The sequence below is a fragment of the Microbacterium galbum genome, assembly GCF_032464915.1.
Taxonomy (GTDB): Bacteria; Actinomycetota; Actinomycetes; order Actinomycetales; family Microbacteriaceae; genus Microbacterium; species Microbacterium galbum.
Genome location: NZ_JAWDIS010000001.1, coordinates 636791 through 663510, shown reverse-complemented (window position 1 = coordinate 663510; position 26720 = coordinate 636791). Strand labels below are relative to the sequence as shown.

20 protein-coding genes are annotated in these 26720 nt (G+C 70.5%); 10 read left to right on the top strand and 10 right to left on the bottom strand.

Annotated features, from left to right (window positions below; translation table 11 throughout):
* Positions 1 to 271: 271 nt before the first annotated feature.
* Together RWH45_RS03105 and RWH45_RS03100 are read right to left on the bottom strand one after the other, a co-directional pair.
* Positions 272 to 2779, bottom strand: coding sequence for a family 78 glycoside hydrolase catalytic domain (locus tag RWH45_RS03105; RefSeq protein ID WP_315993454.1), 2508 nt, complete (start codon positions 2777 to 2779; stop codon positions 272 to 274).
* Positions 2776 to 4086: a DUF3863 domain-containing protein gene (locus tag RWH45_RS03100; RefSeq protein ID WP_315993453.1), complete on the bottom strand. Its 1311-nt coding sequence runs from the start codon at positions 4084 to 4086 to the stop codon at positions 2776 to 2778. The genes RWH45_RS03105 and RWH45_RS03100 overlap by 4 nt, the downstream gene beginning before the upstream one ends.
* A 179-nt stretch (positions 4087 to 4265) precedes the next feature.
* On the opposite strand from RWH45_RS03100, the gene RWH45_RS03095 reads away from it, so the two are divergent.
* The 7 genes from RWH45_RS03095 to RWH45_RS03065 all read left to right on the top strand — a co-directional run bounded on the left by RWH45_RS03095 (position 4266) and on the right by RWH45_RS03065 (position 14464).
* Positions 4266 to 5528, top strand: a complete 1263-nt coding sequence (locus tag RWH45_RS03095) for an ABC transporter substrate-binding protein (RefSeq protein ID WP_315993452.1) — start codon at positions 4266 to 4268, stop codon at positions 5526 to 5528.
* A gap of 64 nt (positions 5529 to 5592) precedes the next feature.
* Entirely contained in the window at positions 5593 to 6858 is a 1266-nt protein-coding gene (locus RWH45_RS03090; RefSeq protein WP_315993451.1) for an ABC transporter substrate-binding protein, read from the top strand.
* A 267-nt stretch (positions 6859 to 7125) separates the two neighbouring features.
* Positions 7126 to 9195 carry a DUF6259 domain-containing protein gene (locus RWH45_RS03085; protein ID WP_315993450.1) on the top strand — a complete coding sequence of 690 codons (2070 nt, stop codon included), beginning with the start codon at positions 7126 to 7128 and terminating at the stop codon, positions 9193 to 9195.
* Entirely contained in the window at positions 9192 to 10181 is a 990-nt protein-coding gene (locus RWH45_RS03080; RefSeq protein ID WP_315993449.1) for a carbohydrate ABC transporter permease, read from the top strand. The genes RWH45_RS03085 and RWH45_RS03080 overlap by 4 nt, the downstream gene beginning before the upstream one ends.
* Complete coding sequence (locus tag RWH45_RS03075; protein ID WP_315993448.1) at positions 10178 to 11038, top strand: carbohydrate ABC transporter permease; 861 nt, start codon at positions 10178 to 10180, stop codon at positions 11036 to 11038. Before RWH45_RS03080 ends, RWH45_RS03075 begins: the two co-directional genes overlap by 4 nt.
* Positions 11039 to 11042: 4 nt before the next feature.
* Positions 11043 to 13766, top strand: coding sequence for a glycoside hydrolase family 2 protein (locus tag RWH45_RS03070; RefSeq protein WP_315993447.1), 2724 nt, complete (start codon positions 11043 to 11045; stop codon positions 13764 to 13766).
* Positions 13763 to 14464 (top strand): Type 1 glutamine amidotransferase-like domain-containing protein, encoded by a 702-nt coding sequence (locus RWH45_RS03065; protein WP_315993446.1) that lies wholly within the window; start codon positions 13763 to 13765, stop codon positions 14462 to 14464. The genes RWH45_RS03070 and RWH45_RS03065 overlap by 4 nt, the downstream gene beginning before the upstream one ends.
* 148 nt (positions 14465 to 14612) lie before the next feature.
* On the opposite strand, the gene RWH45_RS03060 is transcribed toward RWH45_RS03065, so the two are convergent.
* Complete coding sequence (locus RWH45_RS03060) at positions 14613 to 17696, bottom strand: chitobiase/beta-hexosaminidase C-terminal domain-containing protein (RefSeq protein WP_315993445.1); 3084 nt, start codon at positions 17694 to 17696, stop codon at positions 14613 to 14615.
* A gap of 306 nt (positions 17697 to 18002) precedes the next feature.
* On the opposite strand from RWH45_RS03060, the gene RWH45_RS03055 reads away from it, so the two are divergent.
* Entirely contained in the window at positions 18003 to 18278 is a 276-nt protein-coding gene (locus RWH45_RS03055) for a hypothetical protein (protein ID WP_315993444.1), read from the top strand.
* 183 nt (positions 18279 to 18461) lie between these two features.
* On the opposite strand, the gene RWH45_RS03050 is transcribed toward RWH45_RS03055, so the two are convergent.
* From RWH45_RS03050 to RWH45_RS03030, 5 genes are read right to left on the bottom strand one after another with little or no spacing between them, the layout of a single operon-like run.
* Entirely contained in the window at positions 18462 to 20018 is a 1557-nt protein-coding gene (locus tag RWH45_RS03050) for a carbohydrate-binding domain-containing protein (protein WP_315993443.1), read from the bottom strand.
* On the bottom strand, positions 20003 to 20827 hold the full coding sequence (locus tag RWH45_RS03045) for a polyphosphate polymerase domain-containing protein (RefSeq protein WP_315993442.1): 825 nt from the start codon (positions 20825 to 20827) through the stop codon (positions 20003 to 20005). The genes RWH45_RS03050 and RWH45_RS03045 overlap by 16 nt, the downstream gene beginning before the upstream one ends.
* Positions 20824 to 21471: a DUF4956 domain-containing protein gene (locus RWH45_RS03040; RefSeq protein WP_315993441.1), complete on the bottom strand. Its 648-nt coding sequence runs from the start codon at positions 21469 to 21471 to the stop codon at positions 20824 to 20826. The genes RWH45_RS03045 and RWH45_RS03040 overlap by 4 nt, the downstream gene beginning before the upstream one ends.
* Positions 21468 to 22607, bottom strand: coding sequence for a glycosyltransferase family 2 protein (locus RWH45_RS03035; RefSeq protein ID WP_315993440.1), 1140 nt, complete (start codon positions 22605 to 22607; stop codon positions 21468 to 21470). Before RWH45_RS03035 ends, RWH45_RS03040 begins: the two co-directional genes overlap by 4 nt.
* Before the next feature lie 3 nt (positions 22608 to 22610).
* On the bottom strand, positions 22611 to 23648 hold the full coding sequence (locus tag RWH45_RS03030) for a phosphodiester glycosidase family protein (protein WP_315993439.1): 1038 nt from the start codon (positions 23646 to 23648) through the stop codon (positions 22611 to 22613).
* A gap of 135 nt (positions 23649 to 23783) precedes the next feature.
* Between RWH45_RS03030 and RWH45_RS03025 the strand changes: the two genes are divergently transcribed.
* Positions 23784 to 23999 (top strand): hypothetical protein, encoded by a 216-nt coding sequence (locus RWH45_RS03025; protein WP_315993438.1) that lies wholly within the window; start codon positions 23784 to 23786, stop codon positions 23997 to 23999.
* On the opposite strand, the gene RWH45_RS03020 is transcribed toward RWH45_RS03025, so the two are convergent.
* Together RWH45_RS03020 and RWH45_RS03015 are read right to left on the bottom strand one after the other, a co-directional pair.
* The gene (locus RWH45_RS03020; protein WP_315993437.1) at positions 23962 to 24486 is read right to left on the bottom strand and encodes a VOC family protein; all 525 of its coding nucleotides are present in this window, start codon (positions 24484 to 24486) and stop codon (positions 23962 to 23964) included. The two genes, RWH45_RS03025 and RWH45_RS03020, sit on opposite strands and share 38 nt — an antisense overlap.
* A 93-nt stretch (positions 24487 to 24579) precedes the next feature.
* On the bottom strand, positions 24580 to 25275 hold the full coding sequence (locus tag RWH45_RS03015) for a helix-turn-helix transcriptional regulator (RefSeq protein ID WP_315993436.1): 696 nt from the start codon (positions 25273 to 25275) through the stop codon (positions 24580 to 24582).
* A gap of 264 nt (positions 25276 to 25539) precedes the next feature.
* Here RWH45_RS03015 and sucC point away from each other — a divergent pair, with 264 nt between their 5' ends.
* Entirely contained in the window at positions 25540 to 26703 is a 1164-nt protein-coding gene (sucC, locus tag RWH45_RS03010) for an ADP-forming succinate--CoA ligase subunit beta (protein ID WP_315993435.1), read from the top strand.
* Positions 26704 to 26720: the final 17 nt, after the last annotated feature.

Here is a 26720-nt window from a genome sequence, read left to right as displayed (position 1 = left end):
GCCGCCCGCGCGCCCACCCGCCCGCTTCCGATAAACGCTTCCTGTGTCGAGAAACGCTCGGAGAGACCGTTTCTCAGCACGGGGAGCGTTTATCGCTGTGGTGGACGGCGTTGTTCGGCGTGGGTGACGCCACCGCCGCACTCCAGACCGCCACCGGAAGCGCGGCGACCGGCAGATCCGAGCCGGCGATCAGCCGCCCGACCGCGTGTTCCTGCGCGGATCGCGTTCGCGGCCGAACCGGGACCTCCTCATCAGTCGGTTCGCCTCGCCCTCAGTCCAGCGCCACCCGCACCTCGTGCCTCCCGGCCTCGACCCGGCGGCGGAACCCCGGCAGCTCGATCTCGGCGCGGACGCCGATCGGCACCTCGCACGACAGCGTCACCTCGCCGCCCTCGACGCGCCACCGCACGGACAGCTCGCCGTACGGGGTCCGCACGGCAGCCGACGCCGACGACAGCGCGGTGCCGATCACGCGCGGGGCGATCCGCGCGTCGCGCCACCCCGGCGATACCGCCTGCAGCCCGGCCACGTCGGCGTAGAGCCAGTCGTCGAGCGTGCCGAGGAAGTAGTGCCCGCGCGAGCGCGACTCCTCCTTCCAGTGCTCCCACAAGGAGGTCGCGCCGCGCTCGACCCAGAAGCCCCAGCTCGGGAAGGTGGTCTGCAATGCCACTGCGAGCGCCGTCTCCCCGTGGCCGTAGCGGGTGAGCTGGGGGAGCAGGTGCTTCGTGGCCAGGGCGCCGGTGGAGAGGTGGTGGCCGCGTTCGACGACGTCGCGAGCGAGGCGGTCGGCGGCGGCCTGCCGATCGGCCTCGGGCAGGACGTCGAAGGCGAGCGCGAGCACGGTGTGCGCCTGCCGGTACCCCGCGTCGCCGACGCCGCGCACCTCGCCGCTGTCGGCGTCCCAGAACTCCCGGACGAAGGCGCGGCGCGCGGCGGATGCCGCGGTGCGCCACTCGTCGACCTCGTGCCCCAGGACGAGGGCCATCTTCGCGGCCGCGTCGCACATCGCGATGACGAAGGCCGTCGCGGCGATACGGGTGTCCTCGGGCGCGTTGCCGCCGCCGGCGTCCGTCTCGGGGCTCACCCAGTCGCCCAGGGTGGTGTCGGAGAGACCGTCGACCGCTCGCGCGATCTCGAAGCGCAGGTAATCGCTCGCGTCGGCCCAGACGTCGGCGAGCACGCGCTCGTCGCCCCGCTGGCGGTAGATCTCCCACGGCACGAGCAGCAGCGCCGAGTGCCAGGTGGGGGCGGGCGACCAGTCCATGTGCCAGCCGCCGTGCGGGGCAATGACCTCGGGAGCTCCCGCGCCGTGGCGGGAGGCGGCGATGTCGTCGGACCACTTGGCGAGCAGCTCGTGCACGTCGAGGTTCAGCAGCATCATCTCGGCGCCCACCATGCCGTCGCCGGTCCACCCGTTCTTCTCGTACTTCGGGGTGTCGGTGGGCAGCCCGTGGAGGTTGTTCAGGATCGTGCGGACGGTGAGTTCGTGCAACGTGTCGAGCAGGGGTGACGAGCTGGAGAAGCTCCCGGTGCGCGGCGCGCGGGTGTGCACGACGCGCGCTCGCAGGGCGGGCAGCGTCCGGGCGCGCACCTCCACGTGCTGGAACCCGTACCAGGTGAATCGCGGATGCCAGCGCACGGGCGCATCCGCGAGCGTCAGGCGCGCGGTCTGGAACCGCCCGTCGAAGTACCCCTTCTCGTCGTCGTAGTTGGGCGTGCCGTCGGCGCGCAGCGTCTCGCCGAAGCGCAGCTCGACGACGGCTCCGTCGTCGGCGTCGGCGGCGACCTCGACCCACCCGGCGATCACGCGGGGGAACGACACGACCCACCGATCCTCGGCCAGGGCCGTCACCGACACCGGCTCGAGCAGGTCGCCCTCGACGATCGGGGGCTGACGCTGGGGCACGGGGCATCCCCGGGGTCCGTCAACGACCGGAGCCGGCATCCACTCCCCGTCGTCGTACGCGGGGGTGCTCCAGCCGGGTCGTTCGCGCCGCGCGTCGTGGTCCTCGCCGGCGTACAGGTCGTCGAGGAGCGTCGGGCCGGATGCCGTGCGCCAGTCCGGCCCACTCACGACCACCCGCTCGCCGTCCGCGCCGCGCACCACGAGCAGGACGCGCGCGCAGGGGTCGGCGTGCCAGGGGGCGCGTTCCCAGTCCCAGGTGTTGCGTCCGCGCATGCCGTAGAAGCCGCGGCCCAGTTCGAGCCCGAGCGCGTGCGACCCCGGCTGGAGGCGATCGGTGACGTCGACGACGGTGTACTGCGCGGTGACGTCGTAGTCGGTGAAGCCGGGCCCGAGCACGCCGTCGTCGACGGGCCGCCCGTCGAGCTCGACCCGCGCCAGCCCGCCGGCGCCGACGACGAGGAACGCCTCGTCGACCTCGCCGTCGATCTCGAACGCCGTCCGCACCAGAGGGGCCGCGATGGTCTCGGGGGGACCCGCCACGAAAAGGGCCCCGCGCCAGTCGCCGTCGGTGACGGCGGTGACGAATGCGCCCGAGGCGACGGCGTCTCCCGCGGTCGTGGTGACCACGACCGTCCAGGCGTAGCGCCGCAGCGGCTTCAGTGCCGGCCCCTCGTAGGCGACGTCGACGCTCCGCTCGGAGTCGACGCGGCCGGTGCTCCACACCGTGCCGTCGCGGTCGGCGACGGTGAGGCGGTACGACAGCTGGCGCGCGCTCGGAACGTCGCTGCGCAGCACCCATCCGAACCGCGGATCGCCGCCGACGCCGACGGGGTCGACCGTGTGCTCGACCGTCAGGTCGCCGACCGCGATCACGCGCGCACCTGCAGCTCGGCGCGCTCGGGGGCGTCGGCCCAGGTGTTCTCGAGGGCGGCCTCGACGTCGGGGTGGGCCTCGAGGAAGCGACCCAACGCGACGGGGCGGTCCTGCGGACGGGTCTGCTTCTGGTTGATCTCGCCCAGCAGGCTCCAGCGGCGGTCGCCGAGCTGCGTCGGTTCCCGGGGGGCGTCGAGGTAGGACGTGTAGTCGAAGACGTCGACGTCGTCGCCTGCGCGCACGACGCCGAGGCGGAAGTCCGCCGTCATGAACCAGGTGACGGTCTCCCCGGCGCGCGAGCCCTGCACGCCCGACCCCGACTGCTGCAGGAGGTAGGCCAGGCCCTCGTTGTCGGGGTGGCGCTGCCGCCACTCCTCGCCGAAGGCCCCGATCGTCGTCACCTCGAGGTCGGTCCATGTCTCGCGGATCCCGCGCAGCCAGCCCGTCCACGCGTCGAGGGTCGTGGGGTCGTGCGCCAACCCGCGCGCGACCTCGCTGATCTCGTAGTTGACGGTCAGCCACCCCAGGCCGTTGCGCTGCACGTTGCGATCGTTCAGATGGGCCTCGCTCGTGGCGTACAGCTCGCGCAGCGCGTCCTCTCGGGGCAGGCGGTGCAGGGTCTCGATGGGTCCGAGGCCGAGACGCGAGTTGAACGCCGTCGACATCCCCGCCCCGCGGGCGGCGACCAGGTCGACCGTCCAGCCGTCGAGCTGCACCGCGTCGATGCGGTCATCGCCGCGGCCGGGTACGAGGAAGTGGTTCCGGGAGGGGTAGTAGGGGTACGCGAGCGAGCCGTCGCCGTCCTGGAGGTCGATGTCGAACTGACTCCAGATGTTGCCCTGCACGGTGCGGATGCCGAGATCCCGGGCGCGGGAGATGTTCTCGGCGGCGAGGAACCCGGCGACGAGAGAGGTGGTGGCCCGGTCGAAGGACGCGTGCAGCAGGTCGACGGCATCCGAGATGTCGCGGGCCACCTCGTCGCGCGAGCCGTACAGATTCGCGAAGAAGCCGCCCGGGACGAAGGTGACGTCGTCGCCGTGCTCCGTCGCGATCCGCGCGAGGGTGCGCCGGATGTCGCGGTAGCGCGGCGAGTCGTCGGTCAGCGCTCCCCACGACAGGGCCCAGGTGAGCCGCGCGTCGGGCACCGCGCTGCGCACGGCGTCGGAGAAGCGCTCGACGAGGGCGGCGGAGTGCAGCGGCGTCTCGTCCTCCCACAGGGAGCGGTCGCGCGTCGCTTCGATCTGGTGACGCCGCACGATGGTGTTGATGGTCAGTCGGCGGCCGATCGGCGTCGAGGGGAAGTCCATGAGGCGACACCCTATTAGCCGGAGGCGTCGTCTGCGTAGTCTGACTAGCGATTGATCCGCAATACAACCCGTTTATCTCGAATCAGGTGGCATTCATTCCCCTTTTGTGTAGTATCGCTACCGACGTACTCCGGTCGCAGCGGCGTGACCGGCGATCACTGAAGATGAGGGGACGAGCCATGACGAAGTGGCTGAAGCACACGGCGATCGCAGCCGTGACGTTGACGGCGGTGGGCGCGCTCAGTGGGTGCGCCGGGGGTTCGAGCGGAGGCCCGACCGAGCTCAGCTTCCTGATGTGGGGGGACGGGGGCGACACCCAGACCGCCTACGAGGACGTCATCTCGAAGTTCGAGGAGGCCAACCCCGACATCACGGTGAACGCCGAGTTCTTCAACACGAACGACTACGACAACATCCTCAAGACCCGCCTCTCCGGCGGCGCGGGGCCCGACATCTACGGCTTCGACCTCGGCAACATCAAGACGTTCGTCGACGACGGTTTCGCCGCTGACCTCTCCGACGGCGGAGAGAGCTACCTCTCCAAGCTCACCCCGGAGGCGGCGAAGGACAGCCAGCGCGAGGGCGGCACGTACAACCTGCCGATCTCGCTCTCGGGCAACGGCATCATCTACAACAAGGCGCTCTTCGCGCAGGCCGGCATCACCGAGACGCCCACGACCTACTCCGAGCTCCTCGCCGACTCGAAGAAGCTCTCCGACGCCGGCGTGATCCCCTTCGCGATGAGCGCGCAGGACAACTGGTGGCCGCAGTTCATCGTCTACTACGCGCTCGCAGAGCACGGGGCGAACGAGGAGCTCGGCGAGCAGATGGCCGCGGGTGAGACGACGTTCTCGCAGAGCGACGCCTGGGCGGAGTCGCTCGACGTGGTGCGCGACCTGACGCCGTACTACATGCCCAACCCGGTCGGCACGAGCCAGACCGCCGCGCAATCGGCGTTCCTGGGCGGCCAGGCGGCCATGTTCCCCGCCACCTGGATCCTCTCCGACGCCCGTGAGGCCGGCCTGGACCTCGGCTACATGAACTTCCCGACGGTGGACCAGCCCTCCGACGACCTGTGGGGCACCTACCAGGTGCGCTTCGGCCTCAACCCGAACAACGGCGACGACAAGCTCGCCGCGTCGCAGAAGTTCCTCGACTTCTTCCTCCAGGACGACACCTACAAGACGTTCCTCGACAAGGTGAAGCTCTTCCCGACCACCGAGGGCGTGGAGATCGGCGCCGACGTCGACCCGCTCTTCCCCGACATGCAGGCCGCGTGGGAGGGCAAGACCTTCGTGGCGGCGTTCTCGCCGACCGATCCGAGCATCCAGGACGCGTTGCTCGTGGGCCTGCAGAACATCATCAGTGGGCAGAAGAGCACTGAACAGGTGCTGGGCGACCTCGACCTCGCGCTCGAGCAGTACCGCGCCAACAACCGCTGAACATCCGAACCGCCTCGCTCGGGAGATCCCGGGCGAGGCGGTTCCTTTTTCGAAAGGCGCTCTCATGCCCCGCTCCCTTCCCCTGACGGCCGCGGCCGCCACCGCCCTGGCCGGACTCGCCGTGGCATCCCTCACCGGATGCCAGTCCGCCGCGAGCGACGAGACCACCCTGAGCTTCCTCATGTGGGGCGACGGGGGCGACACCCAGAAGGCGTACGAGACGGTCATCGACGCGTTCGAGGCCGAGAACCCCGGCATCACCGTGAACGCGGAGTTCGTCAACACGAACGACTACGACAACGTGCTCAAGACGCGCCTCTCCGGCGGTGCCGGCCCCGACGTCTACGGCTTCGACCCGAAGAATCTCACCGATTTCGTGCGCGACGGCTTCGCCGCCGACCTCTCGGGCGCCGACTTCTTCTCGCGGCTCGACGACGCGGCGGCGCAGGAAGCCCGTCGGGGAGCGGACGGGGATGCCGCGTACTCCGTGCCCATCTCGCAGTCGGGCAACGGCATCATCTACAACACCGCCCTGTTCGAGAAGGCGGGCATCGCCGAGGTGCCGCAAACCTACACCGAGCTCACAGCCGCGGCCGAGAAGCTCTCGGCGGCGGGGATCACGCCGCTCGCGATGAGCGCGCAGGACAGCTGGTGGCCGCAGTTCGTCGCCTACTACGCGATGGCGCAGCACGTCTTCCCCGACGATCCCGGCGCGATCGAGGAGCTGCTCGCCGGGGAGAAGACCTTCGCGGACATCCCCGGCTACGCCGCGTCGCTCGAGGTCGTGAAGGACCTCGTCCCGGCGTACATGCCCGATCCGCTCGGGACGAACCAGTCGGCGGCGAAGTCCGCCTTCCTCACCGGTCAGGCGGCGATGTTCCCCGCGACCTGGATCCTCTCCGATGCGCGAGCGGCGGGGGTGGAGCCCGGCTACATGAACTTCCCCACGCTGGATGCCGATGTCGCCGACATGTGGGGGAGCTACCTCGTCGCGTGGGGGATCAACCCCGAAAACGATCGCGTCGAGGCGGCCGAGAGCTTCATCGACTTCTTCTTCCAGGACGACGTGTACACCGACTTCCTCACCTCGGTGAAGGCGTTCCCCACGACCGAGGGCATCGACGTCTCGGCGAACGACCCGCTCTTCCCCGCGATGACGGCGGCGTGGGAGGGGAAGACCTTCCGCCCCGTCGTGATCCCCGCGCACCCGCAGCTGCAGGAGACGCTCCTGGTGGGCATGCAGAACCTCATCGCGGGCCGCGCGGACGTCGACACCGTGATCACCGAGCTCGATGCGGCGCTCGTCGAGGTCCGCGCGAACGCCGACTGAGACGCGACGGGTCGCCGGTCGAGCCGGTACCCGTTGCATCCGCCTCCGTCATGTCGTGTTCGGGGCGCGATTCTCCGTTCGGGGCGAGTGTCTCCCGCCCCGAACGGCAGAACGCGCCCCGCACCGTCGATGGGGAGAGAGGCTGCTCGAGCGGAACGGTAGCGCGGCTACGCGAAATGGTGAATTCATGCGTGGATGCCGGATCCGCAGCAGCGGAATCGCCCACTACATGTAGTATGGCTACACAACGAGAACGAGGATGTGCTTGTGACCTCCCTGCTGACGATCGCCGACGATCGCACCACCGCGACGTTCGACCCCGAGACGGGCGGATTGCGCGCTCTCGACGGCCCGAACACCGGTCTCGCGCCCCTCGCGGGCGGGAGTCCGTCGCTGTTCGTGATCGAGATCCCGCGGGGAGGCGACCGCACGGTCGTCGTCGAGACGGCCGCGCAGACGCTGACGCACGTCGAGCGGGAGGGTGACACGGCGCTGCGCCTGAGGTGGCGCGATCCCGTGACCTCCGCCGGCGAGCGGCTCACGGGCGAGATCGTCGTCGGGGCGCGCGTGCGCGACGGGATGCTGCGGCTGTCGCTGTCGTTCCACCTCGACTCCGGCGGCGTCGAGGCCGTCCGCTTCCCCTCGCTCGGCGGCATCCGTCCGGTCGAGGGCGCACTCGAACTCCGCGGCGTCGACTACTCCACGGGGACGCGCGTATCGCTGCTGCCGGTGTTCGACTCCAACGCCCCCTACTGGGGAACGCTGTACCCCGACTACGCCAGTGGCAACCTGCGCCCCGAGCTGGTGGGGACGCCGACGTCGCCCTTCGTCGTGCTCGCGAGCGAGACGGGCGGGCTCACGGTGCAGCCCGCTGCCCGCACCCTCGACTTCATCGGCTGGCGCGCGAGCCTCGTCCCGGGCTTCGCCGACAGCCTGCGCCGCACCGCGGCCGACGACGCGGCCGTCACCCTCGACGCCATCCACTTCCCCCAGGGCGACGGAACCGAGGCCACGCTTCCCGAAATGGCTCTCGCGCCGTACGCGGGGGAGTGGCAGGACGGCCTCGCGGCCTACCTGCCCACGCAGGAGCCGACCCGGTGGAGCGCGGCATCCTGGCTCCAAGAGCCGCGCTCGTGGCTGCAGGTGCAGCTCATGTCGACCGAGGGTGAACCCCGCTACGACTTCGACGCCCTCGTCGACATCATCGAGGAGTGCGCGCGCGAGGGCATCGGCGCGATCCAGATCGTCGGCTGGAACGAAGGCGGTCAGGACGGTCTCGTGCCCCAGCACCGGCCCGCTGCGAAGCTCGGCGGCGAGGACGGTCTTCGCCGCGCCCTGGACCGCGCGCGCGAGCTCGACATCGCCACCGTGCTCTATGTGAAGTACGTCTGGGTCGAGAAGCCCGGCCCGCTGTGGGACGAGCTCGAGCCCTTCGTCTCGCGCGACGTCACCGGGCAGCCCTATGCGCAGCCCGGTCCGGTGTACCACTCGTCGCGCAAGCGCTACGGCATCGCGACCCCCTGGTACGTGCCGCTGTGCTTCGGCGTCGAGGCGCTGCGCCGCCGCTTCGCCGACGAGGTCGCCGAGATGGCCGCGTGGGGGGCCGACGGCATCCTGGCGGATGAGTCGCTCTATCACGGTCGTGCGCTGCTGTGCTTCGCCGACGACCACGGGCATCCGGTGGGCGCGAGCGCGTTCACGTGGGATGCCGACGTCGTCGAGGAGATCCGCGCGGGGCTCGGCGACCGCGCCGACACCTTCGTCATCGCCGCCGAGGGCGCGTACGACGACCAGTTCGCGCACTACGACGTGTCGTACTTCCGCAGCGCCTCGCCGACGCACCGCCCGCTCGGCCGACAGCTGCGTCCCGATGCCCGCATCGTGACCGCGCTCACCGGGTTCGACGACCGCTCGATGGTCGCGCAGTGCCTTCTCTACGGGTACGCGATGAGCCTCGAGCCGTACAACTTCAAGGGTCGACCGGGCGACATGCCCGCGACCGTGGCCCTCGCCCGCGCGGCCGACGCGCTGCGCGAGCGCCACCGCGACCTGCTCTGGAACGGGCGCCTCGTCGTCGACCACGACGTCGTCGCCCACCGCCCCGACGGCACGGTCCACGACCTCCTCACCGTGTGGGAGGGGGCCGGCGGCACCCGCGCCGTCGTCGTGGCCACCTACGACGACGAACCCCTGTCGCTTCACCTGTCGGGTCTCGGCGCGGCCGAGACCGACGACCTCGACGGGCGCCGCGCCCCGGTCTCGGACGGGCGCATCGATGTGCCCGCCCGGGGCGTGACCGTCGTCATCCCCTCTTCCGACTCGATTGGAACGCTATGAGCAGCACACGCGTCGAGGACCCGCGGGTCCTCGCCCTGGACGACCCCACCGCGACGCAGGCGGTGACCACGCGCTCGCTGAAGGCGCGCCTGTGGACCGGGCGTTCCACCGCGGGCAAGTTCTGGATCGCCGTCGCCCCCGCGCTGGTGCTCTACACCGTCTTCACGGTGTATCCGATGGGACAGGTCATCGTCGCGAGCTTCACCGACGCCCGCGGGTTCAACCGCGCGTGGGAGTTCGTGGGAGCGGACAACTTCGTGCGCATCTTCTCGGGCGACCCCGTGCTCATGGAGGCGATCGGCAACACCGCGATCTACGGGTTCTTCAAGATCATCGTGCAGACGATCCTGGCGTTCCTCATCGCGGTGCTCCTGCACCGCCAACTCCGGCTCGGCAACATCTACCGCGCGATCTTCTTCGCACCGATGGTCATCTCGCCCGTGGCGATCGTGTTCACGTGGAGCTTCATGTACGACCCCACCTCGGGCACGTTCAACACGCTGCTGCGCAGCATCGGTCTCGGCGGGCTCGCCCAGGACTGGCTCGGCAACTACGACCTGGCGCTGTACAGCGTCATCCTCGTCGACCTCTGGAGCGGGCTGGGCTTCAACGTCGTCATCTTCCTCGCGGGGCTCTCGACCATCCCCGGCGAGATCCTCGAGGCGGCCAAGGTCGACGGCGCGCGGGGCTGGAAGGCGATGCGCTTCATCACGATCCCGCTCATGATCCCCTCCATCGGCCTCGTGCTCGTCCTGTCGATCAACGGCGCGCTGCGAGCCTTCGACACCGTCTATCTGATGACGAGAGGGGGACCGGGCAACTCGACGCAGCTGTTCATGACGCAGGTGTTCCAGGAGGGCCTGGTCAACAACAACTTCGGCTACGCCTCGGCGATGGCCGTGCTCGTGCTGATCGTGCTGATCGCGATCGCCGCCGTGCAGAACAGACTCAACAACCGCGTCGCCGCCGAGGAGGGCAACCGATGAGCACGCAAGTCACCCCCCGCGTGGACACGCGGTCCCTGCTCCGCCTGGCCCGCCGCCTCCCGATCAACCTGCTGCTGATCGTGCTCAGCATCGCGATGATCTACCCGATCGTCATCATCGTCATCACGGCGTTCAAGCCGAACCTCGAGGTGCTGACGAACCCGACCGGTCTGCCGCAGGCGCCGACCTTCGACAACTTCGTCACCTCCTGGCAGGATGCCGGGTTCGCGAACCTCTTCTTCAACTCGGTGCTGCTGACGGTCGTCAGCATGACCGTCGCCACCTTCGTCGCGGCGCTGGCGTCGTACGCGATCGTGCGTCAGGCCACCCGTATCGGCTCGGGCGTGTACCTGCTGCTGGCGGCCGGTATCTTCCTGCCGATGCAGCTCGCGCTGGTGCCGCAGTTCCGCGTCGTGCGCGACCTCGGCCTCATCAACAACTACGCCGGCGTCATCCTCATCTACATCGCGGGTGCGCTGCCCTTCGGCGTCTTCCTCATGGCGGCCTTCATGCGCCAGGTGCCGAAGGAGATCGTCGAAGCCGCGGTCATCGACGGCGCGGGCTACTTCACCCTCTTCCGCCGCATCTTCCTCCCGCTGGCCCGCCCGGCGATCGCGACCTTCTGGGTGCTGCAGGGCGTGGGCGTGTGGAACGACTACCTCGTCCCGCAGCTGCTGCTCACCGACCCGTCGAAGCGCACCCTGACGACGGGCGTGCTGTACTTCAAGGCGCAATACCTCGCCGACTGGGGCAACATCATGGCGGCCGTGCTCATCATGAGCCTGCCCATCCTGCTGCTGTTCGTCTTCGCGCAGCGCTTCTTCGTCAGCGGTCTGTACGCCGGGGCGGTGAAGTGAGGGCATGACCTTGCTCGACGACCGGGAGAGGGCGCGGTCGCTGGCCTCGCCGCTGTACGGCGACCGCTGGGTGCAGGATCACGCGGCCCTGCCCGTCTCCGCGCCGCCCGTCTCGGCGCGGGGCGGCGGTGCGCTCGCCGTCGACCGCGACGTGGTCCCGCTCGACGGCGAGTGGCTGCTCGCGGGCGCGCCCGCGGGCCGGGAGTTCGCGATCGAGCGGTGGTTCGCCGGTCCGCGACCGCCGGCGCCGGTGGGCTGGCACCGACCCGACACCGACCGCTCGGACTGGATCCGTGCCGCCGTCCCGGGAACGGTGCAGGCGGCCCTGACCGCCGCGGGCGAGATCCCCGACCCGCTGCTGCACGACCACACCCACGCGGAGCTCGTCGCGCACGGGGCGCCCGCCGAATGGCCGTGGCACTTCCGGCGCACCCGCGTCGAGGAGCAGCAGTGGTGGTACGCCCGCCGATTCGACGTGCCGGCGTCGTGGCTCGGGCAGCGCGTGCGCCTGTCGTTCGACGGCGTCGACGACGCGGCATCCTTCTGGCTCAACGGCGAACCGATCGCCCGCCACTCCGGCATGTACGGCGGTCCCGACATCGACGTGACGGCCCTGCTGCGCGGGGACGGTACCGACGAGATCGTCGTGCGCATCGACCCGCCCCCGCGCGACTGGCACGGGGTGCTCAAGCCCTCACCCGGGTGGGGATGGCACTACGGACACCTCATCTCGATGGGGATCTGGCGCGCGGTGCGCCTTGAGCGCGTGCCCGACCTCGAGCTCGAGGATCTGTTCGTCTCGACCGTCCACGCCGCCGAGGGGGCGGCGCGGATCCGCGTGCAGTGGGACCTGACCGCTCACACCGACGGCTGTGCCGCCCCGACCCGCATCCGCGTGCTCGACCCCGACGGGACAGTGGTCTCCGACGTCACGGCGCAGGTCGTGGCGGCCCGCGGCACGTCCCGGCACGCGGTCGAGATCGACGTCCCGGACGCCCGGTTGTGGTGGCCGTTCGGGTACGGGGCGCAGCCGCTGTATCGCGTCGAAGCGGCGGTCGACGGGTCCGCGCGCACCGCGTCCATCGGCATCCGCACCGTCGAGATGCGCGCGCTGCCCGAGGTGTCGGGCGACGACGTGTACGACTGGCGGTTCGTGGTCAACGGCCGGCCCCTCTTCCTCAAGGGCGCCAACTGGTGCTTCACCGATCCGATGGCGCGTCGCGGATTCGACGTCGACCGGCACATCCTCGACCTGTGCGTGCGGGCGAACCTGCAGATGCTCCGCGCCTGGGGCGGCGGCACCGTGGAGAGCGACGCCTTCTACGACGAGTGCGACCGTCGCGGCATCCTGGTGCTGCAGGAGTTCCCCCTCAGTTTCGGACTGGATGCCACGGGCGCCACGCTCGCCACCGTCGACGCGCAGGCGTCGCGCATCGTCCGCCGCCTGCGCTCGCACCCGTCGCTGGTGATGTGGGGCGGGGGCAACGAGAACCCCGACACCGTGTCGGGCGATGACCTGCTCACCGTCATCGGCACCCGCGTGCGGCAGTACGATCCGACGCGTCCGTTCCACCGCACCGACCCGTGGGGCGGCAGCGAGCACTACTACGGCGTCTACCACGAGGGTCACCCCGTCGAGGCGTACGCGACGCACGTCCCCCCGGTGTTCGGCGAGTACGGGCTGTCGAGTCAGTGCGACCTCGACAGCATGGCGCGCTTCCTCGATCCGGCGCTGCTGGAGCAGTGGCCGCCGCCCGCGCACGGCGCGATCCTGCAGCACCAGGCGCAGTTCTCGCTGTTCGACCTGTTCAAACAGGCGCGCTACGCCCATTACGGACCGCTCACCGATTGGGCCACGTTCGTCGAGTACTCGCAGCTCGCCCAGGGCGACGCCCTGCGCTTCGCGTCGGAGCGGCTGCGTGCGCACGCGGGTACCCGCACGTCGGCGTACTGGTTCTACAAGGTCGGCGAGGTGTTCCCCGGCGCGTCGTGGGCGATCGTCGACTACTACGGCCGCGCGAAGCTGTCGTACTACCGCGCGCGGCAGTTCGGTGCGGCGCAGTCGGCGTTCGCGGTGTACGACCGCACCGCGCTCGAGGCGGGCGAGGTGCTCTCGGCCGAGGTGCACGCGTCCAACGACACGCCTCATCCCTTGACGGCGACGGTGAGCGCCCGCCTCTATGACGCCCGCTTCGGCGTGATCGCCGAGCTGTCGGCATCCGTGGATCTGGATGCCGACGCCCACGCGCGCGCGTTCACCCTCGACGCCGAGCTTCCCGACGACGGTCCCCTCGTGCTGGCGGTGTACCTCCGCGACGCGGACGGGGCCCGCATCTCGTCCGCCTGGTACGCGCTGAACGCGCAGCCGAAGAGCGCCGAGGCGACCGCGATCGAGGCGCTGCCGCTCGACGAGCTGGCCGACCGGCCGATCGAGGAGCTCCTCGCGCCCTACGCCACCGGCCCGGCGTCGCTGAAGGAGCAGCCGCGCACGCGGCTCGAGGCCCGCTGGGGAGACGGCGTTCTGCGCGTGCGCAACGTCGGCGACGTGCCCGCGCCCCTCGTCCTCGTCGACGGGTTCCCCACCGCGTTCGGCGCCTGGCTCGACGACAACGCCTTCGGGCTCGAGGCGGGGGAGGAGCGCGCGATCGCGTTCGCCCTCGCCGGCGCCACCTGGCCCGATGCGCGCGTGCGCGCGTGGAACGCGGATGCCGTGGAGGTGAGCGCGTGAGCACCCCTCGGATTCTGGCCACGTGCGGCGGGTGGGCCGACACGTCTTGGGGTGACGTGGCCTTCGGTCCCCTCCTGCACCACGCTCTCGACCTCACCGGCGTCGAGGGCAGGCCCCGCGTGGTCTTCATCAACACGGCCGGCGGCGACCAGCGGATCGACGAGGGGCGAGAGCTCGCCGCGGCGATGGCGTCGGGGGTGGATGCCGTTCACCTGCGGCTCTACGGCCGCACGGTCGTCGACTTCCGCGAGGTCCTGCAGTCGGCCGACCTCGTCTGGACGGGCGGGGGGAGCGTCGTCAACCTCCTGGCGCTCTGGCGGGCGCATGGCCTCGACACCGCCCTGCGCGATGCGTGGCGCAGCGGCGTGCTGCTGGCGGGAACGTCCGCGGGCGCGCTGTGCTGGCACGAGGGCGGTCCCACCTCCGGATTCGGCGAGGTGCGGACGATCGACGACGGCCTCGGGTTCATCCCCGGCTCGCTCGGGGTGCACTACGACTCGCAAGCCGAGCGGCGGCCGGCTCTGCGGCGGGCGGTCGACGCGGGCATCCTTCCCGGTGGCTTCGGCCTCGACGAGGGCACCGCGGTGCTGTACGAGGGCGACCGGGCCGTCGACTTCGTCACCGAGCGCGCGGGCGGGCGCGTGCACCGCGTCGATGCGCACGTGCCCGACGAACCGGTGCCCACGCGCCTCCTCTGAATCGGTGTCCGTGCGTCGCCGACGCCGCGACCCGACCCGACCCGTCGGAGCCGGTGCGCCCGCGGCATCCCGCCCGCGATCGCGACTCGTGTCGGCGCCGCATGCACGACGAAGGCCCGGACCGAGAGGCCCGGGCCTTCGTCGTCCCTCAGGGGACGGGCGTCAGCACGACCGCGTCGACGAACGCCGTCGCGTCTCCCGTCGCGGCCGAGCCGCGGAACGTGATCTGCCGATCGCCCGCCGCCACCGTGAACGTCGGCGAGGTGTGCGCCGTGAACGTGTTCGTCGGCGGGGCGAAGCTGTCGACCACCGTTCCGTCGACCACCACCTGGATCGTCTGCACCGCGCTGTACCCGGGTCGACGTGACGCCTGGTAGCTCAGCGTGTAGGTGCCGGCATCCATCTTCAGGGTCTGCGCGAACGACCCGTGCTCACCGTTGCGCGACTGCAGCAGGGCGGTCTGCGTGCCCTCCGGGGCCGTCGGTGCGCCGAAGGCGCTGCCGTTGCGCTGAATGCCCGAGCGGCCCACGAACGACCACCCCTCGGTGAACGGCGCCGACTTGACGCCCGTCGTGGACGGCGCCTCGAAGCCCGTGTTCGACAGCGTCGCGGGCTCCGGGGCGACGGGGGCCTCGATGCGCACCGCGTCGAGGAACGCCGTGCGATCGCCCGAGGGCGCGGTGGCCCGGAAGGTGATCGTGTGGCGTCCGCCGGTCGAGGTGAACGCGTTCGAGCGCTGCGTCGTGTACGAGCTCGTCGAGCCCACGGCGAACGACCCGATGACCGTGTCGTCGTAGAGCACGTCGAAGCTCTGCGCGGGGTAGCCCGAGCGGCCCGACAGGGCGAACACGACCTGGTAGTCGCCGGCGGGGAACGCCACCTGCTGCGAGATGGTGCCCTGCACCCCGCCGTCGGTCTTGAGGTAGGCCACCTGCTGGCCCTCCGGCGGCGTCGGCGGGCCGAGCGGCCCCTGACCGTTCTGGATGCCCGAGCGGCTGTCGAACGTCCAGCCGTTGGTGAACGGCCCGGTCTTGGACTTCGTGCCGCCGGGCTTCTCGAACCCGGCGTTGGTGAGGGTGACCAGCGGGTACGACGACGGCAGTTCGGGGCTGACGTAGCACCGCTGCGTGCCCGAGGGGTTCGGGTCGCCGAGGGTCGCGGTGTCGCACGACACCGGACCCGTCTTCGCCTGGTAGCTGAACAGTCCGTCGCCGCCGAACGCGACGCTCTGCTGTCCCGAGAAGAAGCACTGGCCGCCCTCGTTCGCGCAGAGGGTGTAGCCGTCGGGACCCTGCGAGACGCCGCCGACCTTGAAGAGGCGGCTCGTGACGCCGGACGGTTGCCTGTTCGCCGCGAAGGCTGCCGCGCGGTACAGCTTCGTGGAGCTCTCGGCCAGGATCACCGGTCGCTCGTACAGCGTGGAGCTCGCGGTCGGTGCCGAACCGTCGGTGGTGTACCGGATCTGCGCGCCGGAGGTCGCCGTCGAGAGCGTGAGCACCTCGGACCCGGCGTACACCCCGCTGTCGAGGTCGAACTGCACGGGGTCGACCCGCGCAGACGTCAGCTGGGGCGTGACGGTCACGAGCGCGATGCCCGACGAAGTGGCGTCGGCGGTGCTGGTCGCACGCACGGCGATCTTGCGCTCGGAGTCGACCGCGGGCGGCGTGTAGACGCCCGAGCTCGACACGGAACCGTTGTCCGAACCCTCGACGGACCACGTCACGCCGGGAGCGCCGTCGATCACGTCGGCCGTCAGCTGCACCGTCGAGCCCGACGCCACGGTCGGCTCGACGTCTCCCATCCGCACCTGCACCGCGGGGTCGGCGGTGGTGTACACCGCGAACGAGTAGCCGGTCCCGAGGTCGTCCGAGAAGCTCGTGCCGGCGGGGAGGGTGGCCGAGACCGCGGGCAGGAGCGCATTGGCATCCGGCACGAGATCATCGGAGTACACGACCCGGTGGAAGTCGGCGTCCACCGTCGTCCCGCCGAAGTCGACGGTCAGATCGGTCGGAGCCGCCCCCTTCGACTCCACCAGCACGGTGTAGTCGCCCGCCTCGTCGCGGAAGGCCGCGGACCGCACGTCGGACGACGACGACGTGGATGCCAGCACCTGGCTGTGCGCGGGGATGTACCGGTTCAGCAGACCCGCCGACAGAAACGTCTTTCGCGGTTCGAGCCCGAGGGGGAGGGCGTCCCACATGTTGTAGCTGCCGTTGGTGTCGCCGTCGGGGTCGACGGTCCAGGTGCCGTTGAGCTGCCAGACGAGCATCGAGTGCAGGCCCAGGTTCGCTCCGGCGATCACGTAGTTCGCGTAGCCGGAGTTCCACCCGCTCGCGTTGTCGTCCGACCAGCCGAACTCCGACATGTTGACGGGCTTGCCGCCCGCGACGTTCTTCCGGGCGTTGATGCTTCCCGGCACGGAGCCGTACGAGTCGCCGTAGGTGTGGAAGCTGTACTGGTCGAACGCATCACCGCCGTTCTGCGCCATGTAGGTGGTCCACGCGGGGGCGCCGGTCTCCTCCGGGCCCCAGATCTCGACCTCGTCGCGCAGGCCGTCGGCGACCAGGCGCTGGTGCACGGCCTGAGCCATCTGCACGTACGCGGCCTGTTGATCGCCCGGCGCCTCGAAGTCCCAGCTGCCGTTGGGCTCGTTGTAATACGTCAGGTACTTGACGTTGTCGTAGCCGCGCACGTTCTTGAGCTGGTCGATCAGAGCGGACGCGGATGCCGCGTACGCGGCGTTGTCGGCCGGGGCGCTGGTCCACGGGTCGACGCCGGGGATCGAGAACCAGTCGTGCACGGTCGAGCCGACCTTCCACCCGAAGTTCAGCTCGATGTCGGTGCCGGCGGCCTGGAAGGCGTCGAGGTAGCGGTAGAACGCCTTCATCCGATCGCTGTCCCACGTGTAGACGCCCTTGTCGGGCTCCATCCAGTCGATCTGGAACCACACGCGGGCGACCTTCGGTCGAATGGTCGCGATGCGCTCCGCATCGACCGCCCAGTCGGCGTCGGAGTACCCGAAACCCCGTGAGCGCTCCATGAGGGCCGAGGGGATGACGTTCACGCCGATGCCGAGGAAGTCGTCCTGCACCACGGTGCCGGTGTCGACCGAGACGGTCGCGGCGTCCGCCGCCGTGGCGGGGCCGGCCGACCCGGCGACGGCCAGTGCGGCGATCACCCCGCCGATGGTCATGAGGGCTGTGCATCGGCGCAGCCGGGGGGAGGGTCTCATCAAGGCTCCATCTCCATTGAGGGTTGATAGAGGTAGTTGTACTACAGAATGAGAGCCCGAGGAAGGGAATCAGGTCGATTGACGGGACAAAGAACGCCTCATCGGGTAGTTTGACTACTAGCGGGTGTCGCAGGGAAGGCGTCGAACCGCTGCGAGACCCCCTCGCGGGACGACGCCCCGACTGCCGCGGTCGTCAGCTCACGACCGGCCGCCTGCCCCGCACCGTCGCCCTCTCGGTCTCGCTCACCTCGGCCGTCGCGTCCGAGGTAGTGTCGGGGACTCACGCGGCGACGAGGGGGACATCGCATGGGCACGTTCGGATGGATCGAGGTCGCGTTCTGGGCGGCCATCGCCGTGGGAGTGATCGTTCGACTGTTCGCGGTGCTGCGCCGGCGGAGGAAGAGCGGGCGCGAGGCCCTGCGGTCGGCGTTCGGCCCGGTGGTCGACGCGGGCGCCGCGGAGTCGACGGCGTACGGCTGGACGCCCGCGTCATCGACCGATCTGCCCGCGGTGTTCGGCACGGTGCAGACGGGCGAGCCCGATCCCGATCGCCCCCGCGACGTGCCCGACCCGCGGGCATAGCGAACGGACAGCACCGGGCAGGGATGCGTGAGGGTGCGCACTCCACGCTCGGCGGCATGACCCCGTCGTCCCTTCTCGAGGGCATCGGCAGAGGGTACGGCTCGTGAGCGGACGCTCGTCGCACGCGCGTCGGCCGCGCCTCGGGGGAGGACACCCCGGGACGCGGCCGACGGCCGTGACGTCTCAGCGTCGTGTGCCCATGCCACCTCCCATCCCGCCCGCGGCCGCCACACCGGCGGTCACCGAGGTCGAGGTCCCGTCGACGGTCACCGTGTACGACTGGCCGTCGGTGATCGCCGACGACGAGAACACGACCGATCCGAAGGTCTTCGTGGCGGCGTACTGCGCGATGACGGTGCCGTCGGCATCCTGGATCTGCACCGTCGAACCGGCGGAACCGCTCGCGGTCGCGGCGAGCCAGCCCTGCGCCGACGACTCCTCGAGGGATTCGGCCATGCCGGTGCTGCCGATCGCGACGAGGGTGCCGCCCGTCACCGTGATGCCGCCGTTGGAGTCGAGCGCGCCGTTGTTCTGCGCGGTGGGACCGTAGACGGTGACCTCGCCGCCGGTTATCTCGATCGTGCCGTTGGAGTCGAGGCCGTCGCCGCCGGCGTCGACGACGAGGGTGCCGCCGGAGATCGTCAGCGTCTCGCCGGAGTCCTGCATGCCGCCCCCGCCCATGCCGCCGTCGGAGGTCGTGGTGCCGGAGGCGTTCACTCCATCGTCGGACGAGGTCAGGAGGGTCACCCCGCCCGCGATGCGGATGTCGGCCGACTCGATCGCCTCGTACGACCGGCCGATCGTCACCTCGCCTCCCGCGATCGCGAGGGACGTTTCGGAGTGGATGCCGTCGTCTTCGGTCGCGAGCGACACCGTGCCCCCGGTGATGAGGACGTCGGTCCACGCGTCGATGCCGTCGTCGCCCGCAGTGGCGTCGATCGTGCCGCCGGCGATCCAGACGTAGCCCTGCGCGGCATCCTCTTCCTGGTCGCTCTTGAGCGCGTCGCCCCCGGCGGTGAGGGTGAGCGTTCCGTCCTCCACCACGAGGGAGTCCTTCCCGCGGAGTGCGTCGTCGGCGGCATCCACCGTGATCGTGCCGCCGATGATCGCGAGGTCATCCGTCGCGGAGATGCCGTCGTTGCCGGAGTCGGTCACGGTGAGCGATCCGGAGCCCGACACGGTCAGGTCGCTGTCGGCGTGGATCGCGGCGCTCGCGTCGGCATCCGCCGAGCTGGTCGCGGAGACGCTGTTGGTGGAACCCGCTGCCAGGTTGATCGCGACGTCGTCGGCGGTGACCACCTGGATCGCCGAGCCCGAGACGGTGTCGATCTCCGCGCCGTCGAGGACGAGGACGACCTGCGCGTCGTCGGGGGCCTCGACCACCACCTGCCCCTCGAGGGTGCCGGTGAGGCGGTACACGCCGGCCGCGGTGATCGTCACGGTCGACCCGTCGACGCTCACCCCCGCCGAGTCGCTGCTGGCGGTGGATCCTTCGAGCGTCACCGTCGCGGCATCCGCCACGCTCCACTCGTCGTCGCGCACGACGGTCCCGTCGGCATTCGCCGCGAGCAGCTCGGCGGCAGCCGCGGGGATCGTCGAGTCGACGTCGCCGATGGTCTCGACGCTCGACGCGGCCGCGCTCTGCGCGGTTCCGGTGGGCTGCGCGGTGACGGCGCAGCCGGCGAGAACGAGCCCGGCGAGGGTCAGGGGGAGGGCGAGGGGGATCAGACGGCGGCGCATGGGGTGTCCTTTCGAGACGGATGGGCGGAGGAGAAGGGGCCCGACAGCACGCGGGTCCAGCGGTTGCGGGGGAGATCGGAGCGGAGGGCGGCGAGGCCCGTGGCGTACTTGCTCACGCGCTGCGGACGGTGTCCGGCGCGCCAGAGCGCGCGGTCGAGGGCGCCCGCCTGACCCGGCGACTTGGTCTCGACGATCGCGAAGCGCGGGAGGGTGAAGCCTGCGCCGTCGGCGTCGACCCAGCGCAGGTCGAGGTCGACCGTGGCGCGGGAGGGTGTCGCGCCGGGGAGCAGCAGCGTGGTGCGGCGGTACAGCGTCTGCAGTCGCGCGTCGAGATCGTCGGCGCGGGTCGGTGCGACACCGATCGCTCCGAGGGCCTCGGCGACCTCCCCGCGCGCCTGGACCGTGAGGCGGTCGGCCGCGTCGAGGTCGTAGGCATCGCGCTCCTTGCGGGTGAGCCCCCGCGCCCCGCGCGTCTTCATCTCGAGGAACGCCACCCCGGTGTCGACGTAGGTGCGGGTGCGGAGTTTGAACCGGCGACGGCGCCCGTGGGCGGCCAGGCGGAAGCTCAGCAAGTCGGGGGTGTCGAAGTACACCGAGCGGTACGCCAGTTCGCGCTCGCCGTCGATCTCAAGGGCGGCCGGGGCGTCGGCGCAACGCTGGAGACCGTGCAGAAGGGATGCCGTGGCCTCGATCGGCACGACGTACTTGCGGTCGACGCGGGTGAGCAGGGCCGCGTCGGCCGTGAGAGCGTCGAGCCCGATCGCGGGGAGGGCGGAGATGGCCGCTCCGGCGCGGTCGCGGGCGGTCACCGCGTGCCCCCGAGGAGGTCGGCGAAGCTCGCCTCACGATCGGCGGCGGGCGTCGCCTCGAGCCGCGAGCCGAGGCCGGAGTCGACGTTCGAGCGCACCGCGCCGACGCGGTAGCGCACGTCCACCAGGGTGGTGTCGTCGACGAGATCCAGCTGCTGAACGGTCAGCGCGGTGACCTCGCCGCCGAGCAGCCGCTCGAGCTCCGCCCGCAACTCGCCCTCATCGGCGATCGCCCGGTCGAGGTGCACGGTCTGATGACGGGCCCGGGCCAGCAGCCGCGGGTGGTCGGCGACGGCCAGCACCGACACGATCAGCCCGACCAGCAGCAGGGGCGTCGCGATGTCGGTGTGAGGGAGGCCGCAGATGAGGCCGATCGCAAGGGCGGCGAAGTAGTACGCCACCTCGCGCTGCGTGATCTCGCTCGAGCGCAGGCGGATGATCGACAACACGCCGAACAGGCCGAGCCCGAGGCCCAGGGCCACCTCGGCGGTGCCGAGCACCCAGGCGACGGCGAGGACGCCGACGTTCACACCGAGGAAGGCGACGACGAGGTCGCGGCGCCGGTGCCGCCGGAAGTACACGGCGCTCAGCAGCACGGCGGCGAGCAGATCCACTGCGGCGAGGATCAGGGCGGTGACGGTCATGAGGAACTCCTTGTGGGGGTGACGGGGGAGGGGCCGGGGGAGCCGGGGCGGAGGAGGCTGAGCGTGTCGACGCCTCCGGACCGCGGCGGCGGGGCCGGGGAACCGGCATCCGCCCGGGGGAAGACGAGCGAGCGCTGCACGCCGTAGCTGAGGACGAACAGCACCCCCTCGGTGACGACCTTCGCCGGCAGCAGAGCCAGGCCGTTGTCGGTGAGGAACGACATCCACGCGATGTTCGAGGCCAGCAGCGCCAGCGCCAGCACGCCGTATCGCACCGCCTGCCCGCGCATCGGGCCGCCCCGCACGCGGAAGACGACGCGGCGGTTGACGACGAAGTTCGCCGTCGCCGACAGCACCCGCGCGGCGATGATCGAGGGCACGAGCCACCCGGTGAGCGCCTGCAGCACGAGCAGCGCCACGGTGTCGACCGCGAACGCCGCGAGCGACGACGCCGCGAACAGCAGCACCGGCAGCAGCACGCGCAGCGAGTCGCGCACGGGACGGAAGTGGCTCGACGCGTTGCGATCGAGGTAGACGGTGTCGATCGGCACCTCGTGCGTCGCGACGAGGTCGGGAGCGAGGCGCAGCAGCATCCGCTGCTCGTACTCGAAGCCCTCGCCCGGGATGCGCAGCGCCCACGGGATGCGGTCGGACGGGATGCCGCGCAGACCCGTCTGCGTATCGCTGAGCCGTCGTCCGGTGGCGAGGCGGAACAGGCCGCGAGCGACCGTGTTGCCCAGGCGACTGCGCAGGGGGACGGTGCCGTCGAAGGCGCGCACCCCGAGGACGAGCGCGCTGCGCGCGGCGGCGGCATCCGTGCGGAGCGCGTGGGCGATCCGGACAACGTCGCTCGGCGTGTGCTGACCGTCGGCGTCGGCGGTGACGACGTCGGCATCCGGATCCCGCGTGAGGATGTGCGCGAGGCCGGTCTTCAGCGCCGCCCCCTTGCCGCGGTTCGCGGAGTGGGTCACCACGCGTGCGCCCGCGTCGCCGCTCGCGTCGAAGACGGGGGCGAAGACCGGGCCGCTGCCGTCATCCACCACGACGATCTCGAGGTCGGGGTCGGCACGTCGCAGCGCGGCCACCATGTCGGGGAGGCGGGGTCCGGGTTCGAACGCCGGGATGAGCACGAACACCGTTCAGCCCGCCACGTAGAGGATGTCGCTCGTGCCGCGCTCGCCGCCGTTCGAGGGCGAATTCACGACCTGGCCGTTGAAGTACATGGTCGAGGAGCCGCCGCCGTCGAGGTTGTAGGCGGTGGTCGCTCCCAGCGACAACATGATGTCGGCGAGTTCGGGAAGCGTCACGCCCTCGCTGTGCCCCTCCTGCCGGCCGTCGACGACGACGAACACGAGATGGTTGTCGTCGATGACGCCGACGGCGGTGCGGGGCTGGTCACCCTGGATGGAGTGGTTGCCGACGTTCGTGTCGACCTCGACGCCGTCGATCCCGTCGACGGCCGCCCCGTCCTCGACGATGGCGGGGCCGAAGCTGAGGGTGTTCCAGACCCCGGATGCCACGAGTTCGGCCGCCGTGGTCTGCGTCTCGTCGTACACCTCGACGTGCCCGTCGGTGTAGAAGGCGAGCCCCTCGCGTGCGCCCTCGTCGCGATACGCGACGCCGTTGCGGATCTCGATGCCCGTCGACCGGAAACCGTAGTAGTCGCCGTTGATCGCGAAGATCGCGCCATTGGCGGCGGCGATCTCGCTCGTGGTCTGCGTGATGTTCTCGCCGAACTGGTTGTTCGCGAACGCCGAGCGCAGGGCGGTGGCATCTCTCAGGATGATGTCGGCGACGTAGTATGTCACGGTGCTCGCACCCGTTCCCGTCGTCATCGTGGCGAGCGTCACGGAAGTGGATCCGTCGTCGAAGGTGGAGTCGGTCACGGTGGGGGAGGCCGCGCTTCCGGCGGCCGCGTCGGTGATGGTGGCGCTCGAATGCTCGGCCTCGTAGGCCGCGACGTCGGTCACCTCGACATGGGGGATGAGGAAGCGATCGGCGGCCCACCACGCGGCGCCGCCCGCACCGAGGACGACGACGAGCCCGGCCGTGAGGAACGTGCGACGCGCGACGCGGCGGGCAGTGGGGGCGGTGACCGTGCCGCACCCGGAAGCGTTGTCGTCGCGGGGCGATGCGCCGGCGGGGTCGGTCTCGGGGGAGCGGTTCGCGGGGTGCATGGCTCCAGACAAGGCGCCGCGCCCTCACCGCGCCTGGGGCGGTCCCGATCCTCAGCCAAGAACAGTTATGCAAGCACTATGTGCGATCGATCCGATCCCCCATAGGGTTCGCAGCACCTACCGAAGGAGTCCGTGATGACCGACAACCTCGCCGCCCCGTCCCCCGCTCGTCAGTGGCTGAAGGCGTTCTACAGCGCTCTGGCCGCCGCGATCGGCTACATCATCGCCGAGCTGATCATGCAGCACGACACCTCGTTCATCCTGATCGGGGCCCTGGCCATCCTGGCCGTGCTCACCCCGATCATCTACGCGATCAACCGCCGGAGCGGTCGCACCGCGCCTCGGCGCTGACCGGGGGCCCACCCGCCTCCGGCGTCGCAGCCGGGCAGCGGCCGGGGTCATCACCCCGGCCGCTGTCCGTGTCGGCGACGTGCGCGTCACCGGGGGTGCGCGTCGGCCATGCCGAATGGGCAGCAGGCGTGCTGAACAGGTTGACGACGTTGCCGTCGGGGTCGCGCACCAGCGCCGACCGGTTGCCCCACGGCATGGTGGTCGGTGCGAGGACGACATCCTCGCCGATGGGTGCGAGCGCGGCGAACGCACCGTCGACGTCGGCGACGTCGAACTCGACGATCACGGAGCGATTCGCCGCGGCGGTCAGGGCTCCGTCGAGCATCGCGACCGTTTCGACGCTCGCGATCGCGAGATTCGCGCCGGGGCCGCTGAACTGCGCGAAGACCGGGGAGGGACGCTCGGCCCGCCGACCTGTGACCCGCTCATAGAACGCGACGAGGCGGTCGACGTCGTCGGTGACGATTCGGATGGAGGTGAATGACATGGGATTCCTTCGGGGACGAGACGGTGGACGGCTTCACCCTCGCCGACGGTGGCGACACCGTCCTGTCGGCGTTTACGAAATCCCGGTCGAGGATCAGTCGTCGATGACGGACCTCAGGCGTCCGTACGGGATCGTGAGGTCGGCAGCGCGGAGAGCGCGGCGCGGGGGCCGCTCGTCCGTCACGTCGAGCGACAGCATCCGATCGCCCCGGAACGCCCGGACCCCGTCGCGCTGCCGGCACCACGCGATGAGGTACCACTGCCCGTCCTTGCCGATCGATCCCAGCGGTTCGACGTCGCGGGTGGACTCCGCACCGCCGGCATCGCGGTAGCGGAGGCGCACGACGCGATCCGCGCGAAGGGCGGCCGCGAATGCCGCGGGCGCATCGACGTCATCCTCGCCCTCGAGAAGATGCACGCGCGACGCGAGCACACGGGCTCGTGCCGCTTCGTCGTCCGGCATGACCGCGAGCACCTTCCGGGCTGCGGTGCGGGCGGAATGACGGAACGGACTGCGTCCGAGTGCACCGAGCCCGATGAGCACCGCGAGGGCCTCGTCGAGGGTGAAGCCGGCCGGGCCCAGCGTCGCGGACGCATCGATGACGAACCCCCCGGTCCGGCCCGGCTCCGCCCAGATCGGCAGCCCCGACTGCTGAAGGGCAGCGAGGTCGCGCTCGATCGTCCGCACCGACACCTCGAATCGTTCTGCGAGGCGGCGGGCACTCAGCGGTCGAGGGGAGACGGCCCGGAGCTCTTCGACCAGGCCGTAGAGACGATCGGTTCGGTTCACCGACCCATCATCGACCGTTCGCGCCCGACTGTGCGCCGGCCTCGATGATCACTCATCGCGACCGCGATCGAACGACGGCGGATCGCGCGCCTCGCACGTCCGACGATCGTGCGGAGACCCCGGGACGAGGGCATCCCTCCGATCGAAGGGGTGAGCGTCGAGGCGATTCAGCCCCGTCTAGTAGGGTTGACCCCTGGTGAAGATCTCTTGATATCAAGAGATCTCGCCTCCTCCCACCACCGATCGCCCAGCGAAGGATTGTCCGTGGATCTCTACGAGTACCAGGCACGTGATCTGTTCGAAAAGTACGAGGTGCCGGTACTCGCCGGCATCATCGCCGACACCCCTGAGGAGGCGAAGGCGGCCGCGGAGAAGCTCGGCGGTGTCGTCGTCGTCAAGGCTCAGGTCAAGACCGGAGGCCGCGGCAAGGCCGGCGGCGTGAAGGTCGCGAAGAACCCCGATGAGGCGTTCGAGGCGGCGCAGGCCATCCTCGGCCTCGACATCAAGGGTCACGTCGTCAAGCGCGTCATGGTCGCCGCCGGCGCCCGCATCGCCAAGGAGTTCTACTTCTCGGTGCTGCTCGACCGCGCCAACCGCTCCTACCTCTCACTGTCCAGCGTCGAGGGCGGCATGGAGATCGAGGAGCTCGCCGTCGAGCGTCCCGAGGCACTCGCCCGCATCGAGGTCGACCCGCTCGAGGGCATCACCCCCGAGAAGGCCCTCGAGATCGCGAAGGCCGCGAAGTTCGACGACGAGCTGGCCCCCAAGGTGGCCGACGTCTTCGTCAAGCTCTTCAACGTCTACAAGGGCGAGGACGCCACCCTCGTCGAGGTGAACCCGCTCATCCAGAGCGAGGACGGCGACATCATCGCCCTCGACGGCAAGGTCTCGCTCGACGAGAACGCCGGTTTCCGCCACCCCGAGCACGAAGAGCTCGAAGACAAGGACGCCGCTGACCCGCTCGAGGCCAAGGCCAAGCAGCACGACCTCAACTACGTCAAGCTCGACGATCAGGTCGGCATCATCGGCAACGGCGCGGGTCTGGTCATGTCGACCCTCGACGTCGTCGCGTACGCCGGTGAGAAGCACGGCGGCGTCAAGCCCGCCAACTTCCTCGACATCGGTGGCGGCGCCTCGGCGACCGTCATGGCCGCCGGTCTCGACGTCATCCTCGGCGACGAGCAGGTCAAGAGCGTCTTCGTCAACGTCTTCGGTGGCATCACCTCGTGCGTCGCCGTGGCCGAGGGCATCGTGAAGGCCCTCGAGATCCTCGGTGACACCGCGACCAAGCCGCTCGTCGTCCGTCTCGACGGCAACCAGGTCGAAGAGGGCCGCGAGATCCTCGCCGCCGCCAACCACCCGCTCGTCACCCTCGCCGCCGGTATGGACGAGGGCGCCGACAAGGCCGCCGAACTGGCCAACGCGTAAGGGATAGGGACAGAAAC